General features: G+C 70.1%; 10 protein-coding genes. All 10 read right to left on the bottom strand.

Annotated elements, in window-relative coordinates; all coding sequences use genetic code 11:
- Positions 1–15: 15 nt before the first annotated feature.
- Complete coding sequence (locus tag ACFUJ1_RS17795; RefSeq protein ID WP_378646925.1) at positions 16–1,845, bottom strand: alpha/beta hydrolase-fold protein; 1,830 nt, start codon at positions 1,843–1,845, stop codon at positions 16–18.
- A gap of 226 nt (positions 1,846–2,071) precedes the next feature.
- On the bottom strand, positions 2,072–3,082 hold the full coding sequence (locus ACFUJ1_RS17790; RefSeq protein ID WP_233015476.1) for an alpha/beta hydrolase family protein: 1,011 nt from the start codon (positions 3,080–3,082) through the stop codon (positions 2,072–2,074).
- A gap of 452 nt (positions 3,083–3,534) precedes the next feature.
- Positions 3,535–4,593, bottom strand: coding sequence for an alpha/beta hydrolase (locus ACFUJ1_RS17785; protein WP_378646831.1), 1,059 nt, complete (start codon positions 4,591–4,593; stop codon positions 3,535–3,537).
- A gap of 310 nt (positions 4,594–4,903) precedes the next feature.
- Positions 4,904–5,950, bottom strand: coding sequence for an alpha/beta hydrolase (locus tag ACFUJ1_RS17780; protein WP_378646829.1), 1,047 nt, complete (start codon positions 5,948–5,950; stop codon positions 4,904–4,906).
- Between the two features lie 205 nt (positions 5,951–6,155).
- A complete protein-coding gene (gene zomB / locus ACFUJ1_RS17775) occupies positions 6,156–8,087 on the bottom strand; it encodes a flagellar motor control protein ZomB (protein WP_378646827.1) in 1,932 nt (643 codons plus the stop codon).
- A gap of 7 nt (positions 8,088–8,094) precedes the next feature.
- The gene (locus tag ACFUJ1_RS17770; protein WP_233015474.1) at positions 8,095–9,021 is read right to left on the bottom strand and encodes a decaprenyl-phosphate phosphoribosyltransferase; all 927 of its coding nucleotides are present in this window, start codon (positions 9,019–9,021) and stop codon (positions 8,095–8,097) included.
- A gap of 16 nt (positions 9,022–9,037) precedes the next feature.
- Positions 9,038–9,562, bottom strand: coding sequence for a phosphatase PAP2 family protein (locus ACFUJ1_RS17765; RefSeq protein WP_378646923.1), 525 nt, complete (start codon positions 9,560–9,562; stop codon positions 9,038–9,040).
- A gap of 104 nt (positions 9,563–9,666) precedes the next feature.
- On the bottom strand, positions 9,667–11,595 hold the full coding sequence (locus ACFUJ1_RS17760) for a glycosyltransferase (RefSeq protein WP_378646825.1): 1,929 nt from the start codon (positions 11,593–11,595) through the stop codon (positions 9,667–9,669).
- Positions 11,596–12,816, bottom strand: coding sequence for a UDP-galactopyranose mutase (gene glf, locus ACFUJ1_RS17755; RefSeq protein ID WP_378646823.1), 1,221 nt, complete (start codon positions 12,814–12,816; stop codon positions 11,596–11,598). It lies immediately after the preceding gene.
- 76 nt (positions 12,817–12,892) lie between these two features.
- Positions 12,893–13,603 carry an SDR family NAD(P)-dependent oxidoreductase gene (locus ACFUJ1_RS17750; protein WP_378646821.1) on the bottom strand — a complete coding sequence of 237 codons (711 nt, stop codon included), beginning with the start codon at positions 13,601–13,603 and terminating at the stop codon, positions 12,893–12,895.
- Positions 13,604–13,621: the final 18 nt, after the last annotated feature.

The following is a 13,621-nucleotide window of genomic DNA, read 5'->3' as shown; positions in this document are numbered from 1 at the left end:
GCGCCCGGACGCCGTTCAGATGCCGTGGATCTCGGGCTTCCCGTCGCGCAGCGTGACGAAGCCCGCCTGGAAGTTCTGCTGGACCCCGCCGGGCACCGGGAACTCGTCGCTGATCGGGTAGCCGAGCCTGCCGTTCTCGAACCCCGCGTCCCGCCAGGCGTCCATGATCGGGCCGTTGCGCACGGCCCAGGCGCCGGAGAGCGGGCTCCAGTACAGGTTGCCGCCCTCGAACCGCGCGTACCTGCCGAGATCCTTCGCGGGCTGCTCCTCGTCGACGGGCAGCCCGACCGGGCTGTTCTCGAAGCCGAGCTGCGCGTACTTGCCGAGGATCAGCCCCTGCACCCGGTGCGGGCCGGTCGCCGCGCTGTAGTAGAAGGCCCCGTTCTCGAAGCTCTGCACCAGCCCGTCCCGGCTCGGCAGCCGCACCTCCGGCCCGGCCGGGTAGCCGGTGGGGCCGCGCTCGAAGCCCTGCTCGCTCCAGGAGCCGAGGATGGCGCCGCGCACCACCTGGGCGCCGGTCTCCCGCGTCCAGTACAGCGAGCCGTTCTGGAAGCTCTGGAACCGGCCGCGGCCGTCGGGGAGCAGCTGCTCGTCGCCGGTGGGCAGCCCGAGCGGCTGCGGCCCCGCCGCGGCCGCCATGTACCCGCCGGCCAGCGCGCCCGCCACCGGGTGCGCCCCGGTGTCGGCGGCGAAGAGCACCCGGCCGGAGCGGAAGTCCTGCGCGACCCCGCCCGGCACCGGGTACTCGCCGGTCAGGCAGTCGCCGAGCCAGGGGTTGACCGCGGCCACCGGTTGGATCGCGCCGCCGGGCGCGCAAGCGGGCTTGTCGGCCTCGACCCCGACCGCGGCTGCCACCTGCGGCCAGGACTGCCGCATCTCGAAGTCCCAGTACGGCCAGGAGTGCGTGCCGGAGGCCCGGTAGTTGGCCTGCACCGGGATATTCAGCCTGCCGAGCTTGTCGACGAAGTTCTGCGTGGTGAGCCGGGAGAGGATCTCCAGCCCGGTGCCCGCGTAGTTGGTGCTGATGCCGGGGATGGTGGAGACCAGGTCGTGCGGGCCGACGGCGCCGCTGCCGCTGGAGACGTAGAGGCTGACGCCGCGCAGCTGCTCGGCGAGCAGGTACGGGTCGTGCTCCTGCCACCCGGGGTCGTTCGGCGGCCCCCACATGGCGTTGGAATCGAAGCCACCCGCGTCCCGCATGGCGAACTGGATCGCCTGCGGCATGCCGAGCGTGGTGGTGGTCAGGAAGCCGGAGTAGGAGGCGGCGAACTTCGCGAAGCCGGGGTTGCGGCCGGTGAGGAACATGGCCGCGGTGCCGCCCATGGAGAGCCCGGCGATGGCGCGCGCGTTCGTCGCCCGCCACTGCTGCTCCAGGATCGGCGGCAGCTCCCTGGTCAGAAAGGTCTCCCACTGGTAGTTGTGCCCGTTGTCCGGGCGCACCCAGTCGGCGTAGAAGCTGGACTGGCCGCCGACCGGCAGCACCACGGTGACGTTCTTGTCGGCGTAGAAGCTCTCCGCGCCCGCGTCCTTGGTCCAGCCGGACTCGCTGTCGGTGGCGCGCAGCCCGTCCAGCATGAGGAGGACCGGGAAGGTGGCGTCCGGGCGGGCGTTCCAGTCCCTGGCCAGCAGCAGCTGCACCTGGGTCGGCGCGCCCATGGACGGCGAGTCGATCCACAGCGAGACCCGCCGGTCGTCCAGCCAGACCACCTTGCTCACCGCGGCCGCGCCCGCCGCCGCGGCGGGCTGGGCCGAGCTCACCGGAGTGACGGCGGGGAGCAGCGTCAGCGCCGCGACGGCGGCAGCTGCCAGCAGGCGGATACCGTGCGGTCGCGCTCCAGTTGCCAGAGAGCGCGCGCGCTCCCATTTTCGTCCCCTGGCGCCCCCAACTTTCGCTGCCACCCATCGTTTGTACCCCGCATACAGGGCTTTTCCCGGGACGACGCGCCAGCCGCAGACCGATGCTCAAGATTTGCCAGCATTATTCGGAGGGATCACTGCCTCCGGAAACGGCAGCGGCGCCGCCGCTTCCCGGAGGAAGCTGACGGCGCCGCGGCGTCGAACGGGGGTGGTGTCACCAACCGCCGGTGGCGTCGAGGATGCCCTGGCGGGAGTTGAAGAGCTCGCCCTCCCAGTACTTCCACGAGTGCGTGCCCGCGGCCGGGAAGTTGAACGCGGCCGGGATCTTCAGCGAGCTCAGGCGGACCTGGAACGCGCGGGTGTTCACCAGCGAGAGCGCCTCGAGCGCCATCGCGTTACCGGTGTTGAAGACGCCGACCGCCGAGTTCGGGCGATCGAACTGACCCGGCAGGCCGGAGGCGGCCGAGATGTACATCGGCAGCCCCTTCAGCTGCGGCGCGAAGACGAAGGGGTCCATGCGCAGCCACGCCGGGCTCCACGGGGCCGCCATCGAGTCGACGTTGAAGCGGCCCGCGTCCAGCATGGCGACGCGGATGGCCTCGCGCATGCCCGGCGCCGAGATGTTCAGGTAGCCGGAGTAGGACGCGGCGTACTTGAACTGGTCCCGGTGGTAGGCGGCCAGCGCCAGGGCGGCGCTGCCACCCATGGAGAGGCCGGCGACCGCGTTGTTGGTCTTGGAGACGCCGTAGCCCGCCAGGAAGTCGGGCAGCTCCTTGGTCAGGAAGGATTCCCACTTGTAGGTGGTCTTCTGACCGTTGGTGTTGCTGGGGGCGTACCAGTCGGTGTAGAAGCTCGACTGCCCGCCGACCGGCATGATCAGGCTGATGTTGTCGTTCTTGAACTGCTCCAGCGCATTGGTCTCGAACGACCAGGCGTTGCGGTCGTCCCGCGCCCGGAGGCCGTCGAGCAGGTAGAGCGCCGCGTTACCGCCGCGAGCCGCCCACTGCACCTGCACCTTGATCGGGCCCATCCCGGACGGGACCATGAGGTCCTCGACCCCGCCCGCCGGCGCCCGAAGCGCCGGGGCGGGAGCCGCCACGGCGGCGGTCGGGGCCGCAATGCCGGCGGCGACCGGCAGTGCTAGCGCCGCAGCGCCAACAGCCAGAATTCGCGCACGCCATCCCGTTTTGATCTTCTTCGGCGCGGCCGCCCTGCCGAAACGCATGAATTCTGCTCTCTTCCTGCTGTCGTGGCACGGCTCCCCACCCCGGCGGGGACCGCACCAGTGTTGCCTACGAGACGCGCGGCCCCGCCGGACCGGATCCCGACCACCGGCCCTGCGGAGCGCACTACAACGATCTGGTCACACTCGCGCTCGCTGGACGATATTCGACCTCGGAATCCTTCGCAAGATGGCGAGGTCGATTACCCACCGGGTGGCGCTGTGATCGTGCGGAGACCATATCGCGTTCTCCGGTTGATGTCGTCGCTTGGTTCCGATTCGTTTCCGTTATCCACAAGAACGGCCACGCCACAGCGAATTTCACGCTTATCCGGGGGCGGATACGGGGGTTTCACTGTGACGAACCCCGCATGTTTCCCAATTCCGGGACGGCGGAAAAAGACGGACCGCCCGGCACCGTGATCGGTGCCGGGCGGTCCGGGAGAGCGGCGGTGTCAGCCGATATTCGCGGAGAGGTCGGGCAGCATTCGCTTCGCCTCCTCCGTCCAGTTCACCCAGTTGTGCACGCCGAACGTGGGGAACGAGTAGGTCGCGTTCCCGCCGCCGAGCGTCGCCATCCGCACCTGGAAGGCCCTGGTGTTGGCGAGCGCGAGCGCCTCCAGCCCCATTGCGTTCAGGGTGTTGAAGCTGGGCCCGTCGACTGCGGTCGGCAGGCCGCTACCGGCGGCGATGTAGAGCCGGGTGCCGTTGCGGACCAGCTGCGGCGCGAAGACGAAGGGGTCCATGCGGAGCCACTGCGGGCCCCACGGCGGCGCCATGGCGTCGACGTTGTAGCCGCCCGCGTCCAGCATGGCGACCCGGATGGCCTCGCGCATGCCGGGCGCCGAGATGTTCAGGTAGCCGGAGTACGAGCCGGCGAAACTGAACTGGTCGGGGTGGTAGGCCGCGAGGGTGAGCGCGGCGCTGCCGCCCATGGAGAGCCCGAAGACGCCGTTGCGGGTCGAGCGGAAACCGAGCCGATCGCGCAGCGCGTTGCGCAGGTCGTTGGTGAGGAAGGTTTCCCACTGGTAGCGGTAGCTCTTGCCCGGCCCGGCCGCGAAGGCGTTCAGCGCGCCGGAGCCGGAGCTGGAACCGGTGCCTGCCGGAATGCCGACGAAGGTGCTCGGCGCATTCCAGTCGGCGTAGAAGCTGGACATGCCGCCGACCGGCATCACGACGTTGATGTTCGCACCGGCCAGCATCTCCGCGACCGGGGTCTCGATTTCCCAGCCGTTCAGATTCTCGGGTGCGCGCATTCCGTCGAGCAGGTAGGCGACGCGGTTGGTGTTGCCGTCGGCCGCGCGCAGCACGCGCGACTTGATCGGGCCCATCCCGGAGTCGACCCAGAAGTCGAAGGCAGCGGGGTTGAACGCCGCCTGAGCAGGCGCGGCGGTACCGGCGACCGCGATTCCCATGGGTGCGAGCAGGGCCACTGCCAGCGCCGCGCTCCACCGTCCCAGCCGGGAGCCGCGTGCTCCCGCACCGGCCCCACGTTTCCATCGCGCACTTCGCATTCGTCGAAACCTTTCGCTCTGGCGACCGGTTGGCAAATCGAAAGCTATCGAAACCGGCCCCTCATCGGGCACCAGGACACGTCATTGCCTCGCATAACGGACATGTGCGACCTCGGCGCATGCTCCCGCTGTATCCATCGGAAGCGCATGCCTCCATGTTGCTGGATAGTGATCCGAGCCACAACCGACGCACCCTGGCGCTACCGATTCGTTGCCGACCGTCCCGCGGACGCCCTCGGGACATCGTCGCCGACGGTACCCGGCCGGGCGGAGCCGTGCCTACCCGGCTCTATCTGGGGCAGCGCCGCGATCACCCGATGCCTGCGGCGAGGTCGGGCAGCATCCGGCCCACTTCGGACTCCCAATTGCGCCAGGTGTGCACCCCGACGTTCGCGAAGTCGTAGGTGACGTTGGTGACGCCGACCGCATCCAGTCTGCCCTGGAACGCCCTGGTGTTCGCGGCCGCCAGGTTCTCCAGCGCGATCGCGTTCAGGGTGTCGAAATCGGCGCCGTCGGCGGGGACCGGACGGCCGTCGGCGGCCGCGATCCAGAGCCGGGTGCCATTCTCCCGCAACAGCGGAGCGAACGAGAAGGGATCCAGCCGCTGCCACAGCGCGCTGGCCGCGGGGGCCATGGATTCGATGTTGTAGCCGCCCGCGTCGACCATGGCCAGCCGGATGGCCTCGCGCATGCCGGGGGCATTGACATTCAGCATGCCGCTGTAGGCGGCGGCGTAGGAGTAGCGCTCCGGGTGGAACGCCGCCAGCGCGAGCGCCGCGCTCGCGCCCATGGAGAGCCCGATGACGCCGTTGCGCGCGGTGGCGAAGCCGTAGCGGTCGCGCAGCGCCTCGGGCAGCGCGCCGGTGAGAAATGTCTCCCACTGGTAGCGGTAGCTCTTCCCCGGGCCCGGGTCGAGCGCCTGCAACCCGCCGGAGCCGGTGGCGGACCCGGCCGAGCCGCTCGCGGGCGGCAGCCCGGCCAGCGAGCTGGGCGCGGCCCAGTCGGCGTAGAAGCTGGACTGCCCGCCGATCGGGAGCACGACGTTGATGTTCGCCGCGGCGAGCTGCCTCGGCACCTCGGTGTGCAGCTCCCAGCCACTCAGGTCCTCCCTGGCGCGCATGCCGTCGAGGGCGTAGACGACCCGGTCGGTGTTGCCGTCGGCCGCGCGGAAGACCCGCGACTTGATCGGCCCCATCGGGGAGTCGACCCAGACGTCGACCCCGGCCGGGTCGTATGCCGCCGAGGCAGGTGCCGCCGTGCCGAGCGCGGTGCCGACCGGCAGCACCACCGCCAGCGTCAGCAGTGCGATCCGGCGGATCCGGGAACCCGCTCGCCTTCGGATGTTCACGCCTCGCATCTGATCAGGGGCCTTCCTCGTCACACGAAAAATCGCACCGAGCCTAGCGGCGCAGCGCGGAGTGCCCGTTATCGAAATGTGATAGAGATTCGGCGGGCGGCTTGTGCCCGATCACGACCGGTTCGGCGCGCCTCGGCACAACGCGCCGGAGACAGCGACGCCGCCCGGTCCGAACCGGGCGGCGACTGTCGGAAAAGGTCAAGAATCAGCGCGGCGGCTGCGGGAACGGGTCGACCAGGCCGCAGCGCTCGATCTCGTACCTCGGCACCCGCTCGATCCGGTACGCCGCGAAATTCAGCGCGTTGCGCAGGTTGTGCTTGAACCGGTCGATGGTGAGCGGGTCGCGGTGCGCGAGCATGAGCGCGTAGGTGTCCGGGCAGGACATGGCGACCCGGGCCTGGCTCACCCACTTCTCGTCCAGGTACCAGGGCATCCACGGCTTCTTGTCCACCATGCCCGCGTCGACGACCACCCAGTCCGGGTAGAGGCTCTTGTCGTGCCCGATGCGGCCGTCGGCCAGCCGGTCGGTGTGCGCGGCGAGCGGGTAGGCCAGCCCCATCGGGTCGACCACCTTGACATCCAGCGGGACGTTCATGCTGGTCATGCCGAGGTTCAGGAAGAAGACGGTGTGCCCGACTCCCCCTTCGGGGATGGGCTGCGGGGGCGGGGCGATGTACCAGAACATGAAGGACGGCGAGTTCAGCAGCAGCCCGCCGTCCGGGGTGTTGGCGATGCCGTCGACCATGGCCCGCATACGCGGGTAGTCCAGGTAGTCCTCGGCCCGGATCGGGTGGTCGCGCCCGGTGTTGAGCACGTAGTACACCCGCTCGTCCACGATGCCGGACGAGCTGATCTTGGTGCCGGTGGTGATGGCGGTGGTGCCCGCGGCGAACAGCGCCCAGCCGACGACGGCCAGCCAGAGCGCCGGGACCAGCAGGTAGCGCACGTCGCGCAGGGAGAACGGCCGGAAGGCGCCGCGCGGCACCCGGACCGGAAGCACCGCGATCGGCAGCAGGAAGAGGAAGAGCTGCGGCAGCAGCATGCGGCCGTGCATGAAATCGCCGCCGACCCGCAGCGCGTAGACCGTCAGCAGCAGCGCGCCGCCGAGGACGAGCGTGACGACCGCGCTCGGCGAGCGCAGCCAGCACCGGAACCGGGTGACGAGGTGCGGGCGCGCCGCCTGCTCCCGCTCGCCGCGCGCGGTGGACTCGCTCGCCAGCCGCAGCGCGCCGAGCCCGGCGAGCAGCAGCAGGAGCAGCGGCAGCCAGAGCCAGTACGGCCCGACCAGGTCCCAGAGGTAGGTGAAGCCCTGGCTCCACTTGGCGCCGCCCGCGTCCTTGGCGACCGCGGTGTTCGGGTAGGGCAGGCCGTAGTAGCCCATCCGCCAGATCTGGTACGCGAGCGGGAGCAGCCCGGCGACGGCGACGATCAGCAGCCGGAGCAGCACCGGGCGCCCGGTCGGCAGCGGCGCCAGGAAGATCATGCCGAGCGCCGCGGCGCCGAGCACCGCCATCTCGGGGCGGATCAGCGGGGCAAGCCCGGCCAGGAACACCAGCCCGAGCAGCGCGGGCACGCGGACCCGCTCGGCCTTGGCCCAGCCGATCATGGCCCACCAGAGCAGCCCGAGCCAGAAGATCACCAGCCCGCTCTCCAGGCCGGAGGTCACGTAGTCGCGGGCGGGTGGCACCGCGATGTAGACCAGCACGCCCGCGGGCAGCAGGAAGGCGGCGCGCGGGCCGCCCCAGAGCCGGGCGGTGCCGAGCATGGCGAAGACGATGGCGCCGAGCGAGAGCGTCAGCGCGAGCGCGAGCGCGACGTACTCCAGCCGCGCGCCGGTGATCCAGCTGAAGAACCAGACCAGGTAGGTCCACGCGGTGCTGGTGTTGGCCTCGACCCGCTCGCCCGCGTTGAAGACCGGGCCGTTGCCCGCCAGCAGGTTGCGGACGGTGCGCAGCACGATCAGGCCGTCGTCGGCAATCCAGCGGCGCTGCCAGCCGCCGATCGCGAAGAGCGCGACGGTCACCGCGATCCCGCCGACGAAGAGGGCACGCGAGAGCCGGGTGTACCGCGGCGCGGAGCGGGCCGAGTCCTCGGCCCGCTCGCGCTCCCCTTCGGTTCTCCCGGCCCCCTCGGCCACTCTCTCGTCAGGCGAGATAGACAGCGACACCTACCGCTCCGATCCAGGCGATGGCGAGGAACTGCAACACACGGTCCCCCAGCGCGATCTCTTCGGGTTCACCGGCCTCGCCACCGTCGACGTCGACCGCGTAACGCAGGATTGCGATGGTAAACGGAATCATGGAGATCGCGAACCAGTTCGTGTCGTTCGCGTCACCCTGCTCGAAGGCCCAGAGGCCGTAGAACACCACGACGGCCGTCGCTGCCAGGGTCCAGATGAACCGCAGGTAGGTCGGCGTGTAGTACTCCAGCGACTTGCGGATCTTGGCGCCGGTGCCGAGCGCGATCTGCAGCTCCGCGTACCGCTTGCCCGCCGCCATGAACAGCGAGCCGAACGCCATGATCAGCAGGAACCACTGGGAGAGCGGGATGTTCGCCGCCGCGCCGCCCGCCACCGCGCGCAGCAGGAAGCCGGAGGAGACGATGCAGATGTCGAGCACGGCCTGGTGCTTGAGCCCGAAGCAGTAGGCCAGCTGGATGCCGATGTAGACCGCCATCACCACGGCCAGCTGCCACGCGGCCAGGAAGGAGATCGCGATCGAGGCGATCAGCAGCACCACCGAGAGCGCGTAGGCCAGGTTCACCGGGACGACGCCCGCGGCGATCGGCCGGAACCGCTTGGTCGGGTGCGCCCGGTCGGCCTCGACATCAAGCGCGTCGTTCACCAGGTAGATGCCGGAGGCCGCGAGGCAGAACACCGCGAAGGCGATGGCGACGTGGATGAGCACGTCGATGTCGGTCGCCGACCCCGCCGCCAGCGGCGCCGCAAGGACCAGGACGTTCTTCACCCACTGGCGCGGGCGCATGGTCTTGATCAGGCCACCGGCGAGCGTCTTCGGCGGACCCTTGGTCACGCCTTCCGCGAGATCGGTGCCCGTCGGCTCTTCGCTCATCTCGGCCCCGGCTTCATCACTTTGAATCACTGCTCTTTCTCGTGCGGTCACTGTCGAGTCGCTTCTCGACGGCGAGCAGGGCGGCGGCGGACGCGGCGCCCAGCGCGGACCCGGCGAGCACGTCGGAGGGGTAGTGCACCCCGAGGACGACTCGCGAGAGCACCATCGGGGGGACCAGCACCGCAGGCAAGGGTAGCCCGGTCAGTTTTCCGAGCAACACCGCAGCCGCCGCGGTGGAGGTCGCGTGCGAGGAGGGGAAACTGAGCTTGCTCGGCGTGCTCACGTTGATCTGCACGGCGGGGTCGTGCGGGCGGGGCCTGCGGACGACCCGCTTGATCACGATCGACGCCGCGTGCGCGCCGACCGCGCCGACCGCAACCCCGGCCCACTGCCTGCGCCTCGGCTTGTCCACCAGCCAGCCGGCCGCGGCGATGCCGACCCAGCCGAGCGCGTGCTCGCCGAAGTGCGACAGGCCGCGCGCGGCGGAGATCACGGCGGGGTTGCCGCCGATCGCCGACTGCACGGCGGTGATGATCGCCACTTCCGGATTCGGCGAGCCTGCCTGCGCCGGGCCGGCGGGCTCTGCGGAGCCTCCCCGGTTCGCCGGCACGGCCTGGCCGTCGTGCCCGGCCGGGTTCAGGGCGCTCACCTGACCTCGCTGGTCTCGACGGTGGGCACGGTGCTCGGGGCATCGCCGATCCCGAAGATCTGCTCCCAGGCGGCGGTGCTGGTGAGCCGCGGGTGCGCGGCCCGGTAGCGCTGCCGCATCTCCGGGAAGCGGGCGAGCAGCTCCCTGCGCAACCGCATGGCCTCCTTGAACAGCCCGAGCGCCTGGCGCGGGTCGCGCTTGCGGTAGACGACGCCGCGCCCGTCCGCGGTGGTGACGGTGACGCCGTCCACCTGGGAGAGCAGGAACCAGCGGGCGTCCAGCGTCGGGACGTTCAGCTGCGGGGTCTCGTGGTGCTCGGTCCGCGCCGGGCGGGTGCTGTGCACCAGCCCGCGCGCCAGCCGGACCACCTTGGCGAGCGGGTTGGCCGGCTCGCCGACCGCGCCGACGCCGGCGTGGCTGGCCAGCGGCAGCGCCGTCGACGAGGGAAGGACCACCGCGTCCGGGTAGCTCCTGCGCATGGCGTGTACCGCGCCGAGCGCGCTCGGCAGTAGCTCGAAGAGCTTGTCCGGCCCGGCGAGGAAGTCGCGGATGGCCTGGTTCTGGATGGCGACGGTGGAGTACTCCAGGCAGAGCAGGTGCTTGAGCGTCGCCTTGACCGTGTTCACCACCAGGGCTCTGGCGTTGCCGGGCAGGTACAGCGAGGCGACGACCAGCCGGTTGCGCAGGTGGAAGTAGGCCTGCCAGTCGATGGCGTCGTCCTTGTCGCTCCAGGCCATGTGCCACACCGCCGCGCCGGGCAGCGTGACCGTGGGGTAGCCGGCGGCGCGGGCGCGCAGCCCGTACTCGGCGTCGTCCCACTTCAGGAAGAGCGGGAGCGGCTGGCCGATCTCCTCGGCGACCTGCCGCGGGATGACGCAGGTCCACCAGCCGTTGAAGTCGACGTCGATGCGCCGGTGCAGCAGCTTGGAGTTGTCCCGGTCGCGCAGCGGGTACTTCGCGAAGTCGTGGTCGTACTCGACGTTCTGCGCCGCGGTCCACATGAAGACGCCGCGGTCGATGACCTCGCCCATGACGTGCAGGTGCGAGCGCTCCTGCAGGTTCAGCATGTGCCCGCCGGTCAGCACCGGCGACTTGGCGAAGCGGCTGAAGGCCAGCGCGCGCAGGATGGAGTCCGGCTCGATCTCGATGTCGTCGTCCATGTAGACGATGAACTCGGCGTCGGTGGTCTTCAGCGCCTCGTACATCACCCGGCTGTAGCCGCCGGAGCCGCCGAGGTTGGGCTGGTCGTGGATGGCGAGCCGGTCGCCGAGCACGGCGGCGGCCGCGGCGAAGCCCGGCTCGTCCACCACCTTGCGGGTGCCCTGGTCCGGGATGATGACCGCGCGGGTGCGCTCCAGCACCAGCGGGTCGGAGCCGAGCGCCTCGAGCGTCTTCACCGCGTCGGTGGGGCGGTTGAAGGTGGGCATGCCGATGGCGATGGTGCCCTGGCCGGGCGCCTGGATCGGCGCGTACCAGCCGCCCGCGTGCAGCTCGACCGCGGTGTCGGTGGTGATGTCGAACCAGAGCCAGCCGCCGTCCTCGAACGGGCCGAGATCGGCCTCGAAGGTGACCGCCACCGGCTCGCCGCCGGAGAACTCCTCGCCGTGCACGTGGATGCGTGAGCCGTCGGCCTTCGAGCGGTAGAGGTCGACCCGGCCGTGGCCGGTGAGCTCCAGTTTCAGCAGCACCGAGTCGAGCACGCTCCAGCGCCGCCAGTAGCTGGCCGGCAGCGCGTTGAAGTAGGTGCAGAAGGACACCTCGGACTCGGCGCCGACCGCGAGCGAGGTGCGGGTGGTCGCGTGCGCGCGGCGCGCGTTGGTGGCCGACTCCTCCAGGTAGAGGGTGCGGACGTCGAGCGGCTCACCGGGCCGCGGCAGGATGACGCGCGCAAGCAGCGCGTGTGAATCGTTGTGCAGCAGACTCATTCAGGACTCCTGGTCGTCGGCGAGCGGCGCGCCGTTCTCCAGGTGCGGGCGCAGCACGTTGTCGAACTTGCTCAGCGCGCTGCCGATCGCCATGTGCATATCGAGGTACTGGTAGGTGCCGAGGCGGCCGCCGAAGATCACCTTGGCCTCGGCGGTCTCCCGCTTCGCCCGGTCCCGGTAGGCCTTGACCTTGGCCCGGTCCTCCGGGGTGTTGATCGGGTAGTACGGCTCGTCACCGGTCTGCGCGAAGCGGGAGTACTCGCGCATGATGACGGTCTTGTCGGTGGGATAATCGCGCTCCGGGTGGAAGTGCCTCGGCTCGATGATCCGGGTGTAGGAGACGTCGCCGTCGTTGTAGTTCATCACCGAGGTGCCTTGAAAGTCACCGGTCTCCAGCACCTCGGTCTCGAAATCGATGGTGCGCCAGCCCAGCTCGCCCTCGGCGAAGTCGAAGTAGCGGTCCAGCGGGCCGGTGTAGATCACCGGGGCGTCCGGGTTCTTGGCGCGGAGCTGCTCGCGCACGTCGAACCAGTCGGTGTCCAGCCGCACCTCGATGAGGTCGGAGGCGGCCATGTTCTCCAGCCACTTCGTGTACCCCTGCTTGGGGAGCCCCTCGTAGGTGTCGTTGAAGTAGCGGTTGTCGAAGGTGTAGCGCACCGGCAGCCGGGCGATATTGCCTGCGGGCAGCTCCCGCGGGTCGGTCTGCCACTGCTTGGCGGTGTAGTCGCGGATGAACGCCTCGTAGAGCGGGCGCCCGATCAGCGAGATCGCCTTCTCTTCCAGGTTCTGCGCGTCGCCGGTCTCGATCTCCGCCGACTGCTCGGCGATGAGGGTGCGCGCTTCCTCTGGGGTGAAGTAGCGGCCGAAGAACTGCGAGATGAGCCCGAGGCCCATCGGGAACTGGTACGCCTGCCCCTTGTGCAGCGCGAAGACGCGGTGCTGGTAGCCGGTGAACTCGGTGAACTGCGTGACGTAATCCCACACCCGCTGGTTCGAGGTGTGGAAGAGGTGCGCACCGTACTTGTGGATCTCGATCCCGGTTTCCGGTTCCGGTTCCGAATAGGCGTTGCCGCCGATGTGCGGGCGGCGATCGAGCACGAGCACACGCTTACCGAGCAGGTTCGCGGTGCGTTCGGCGATGGTCAGCCCGTAGAAACCGGAGCCGACGACGATGAGATCGAAGGGGGCAGCTGCGTTACCGGGGGACGATGCGACGGTCACGGTGGCCCAGCGTATCGGACGCCATCCCCGGCTTTCGGCGCAGTCGAAACTCGCGCCGGAGCGCAGGTGGGTGCGATCAGGCCGGGAATCCGGCGTCGAGTTCGACGGTGTCCCGCTCGGTGTGCAGCCGCCAGCAGTATTCGCCCAGCTCGGCTCCGCTGATCCGGGTGAGTTCCAGCCCCGGCGGGATCGCCTCCGGGTGCGCGTCGACGATCCGCTGGGCCGCGCTGCCCTCGATCAGCGAGCCGATATTGAGCAGCCCGACGTTCACCGGGGTTTCCCTGAGCTCCTGTTCCAGCTGCCGGATGTAGGCGCGCTGGGCGGCGAGGGCGATGCCGAAGTTGGCCAGGTAGGCGGCGGGGTGCTGCTCGGAGGCGCCGGAGGTGAAGAGCAGGGTCCCCTTCTCACGGAAGCGCGGGATCAGGGTCCTGGCCAGGAGCATCGGGGAGTGGAGCTTGAGTGCGAGCGGGACGGCCAGGTCCGCGGTGGTGGTGGCGAGGGTGGAGGCGCTGCGTTCGGACATGTCCGCGGCGGCGGCGTGCAGCGCGACCTCGATCGGGCCGAGCTGCTGCTCGATCTCCTCGATCAGGGCGGGGAGGCGCTGTTCGTCGATGATGTCGGCGGTGAAGGGGCGGGCTTCGATGCCGTTCGCTTGCAGCTCGCCGGCGTTGGCGGCGGCCCGTTCCGCGTCGCGGCCGATGACCGCCACCGGAAACCCCGCGCGGCCGAAGCGGTGTGCCACGCCGCGGCCGAGGCCGGGGCCGTAACCGAAAATCGCCAGCGTCATCGTGTCCTCCGAGTAAAT

Origin of the sequence: Nocardia sp. NPDC057227 (assembly GCF_042669725.1) — a bacterium.
Classification (GTDB): Bacteria; Actinomycetota; Actinomycetes; order Mycobacteriales; family Mycobacteriaceae; genus Nocardia; species Nocardia asteroides_A.
The sequence above is the reverse complement of the archived record's forward strand: the minus strand, read 5'-3'. Positions and strand labels throughout refer to the sequence as shown.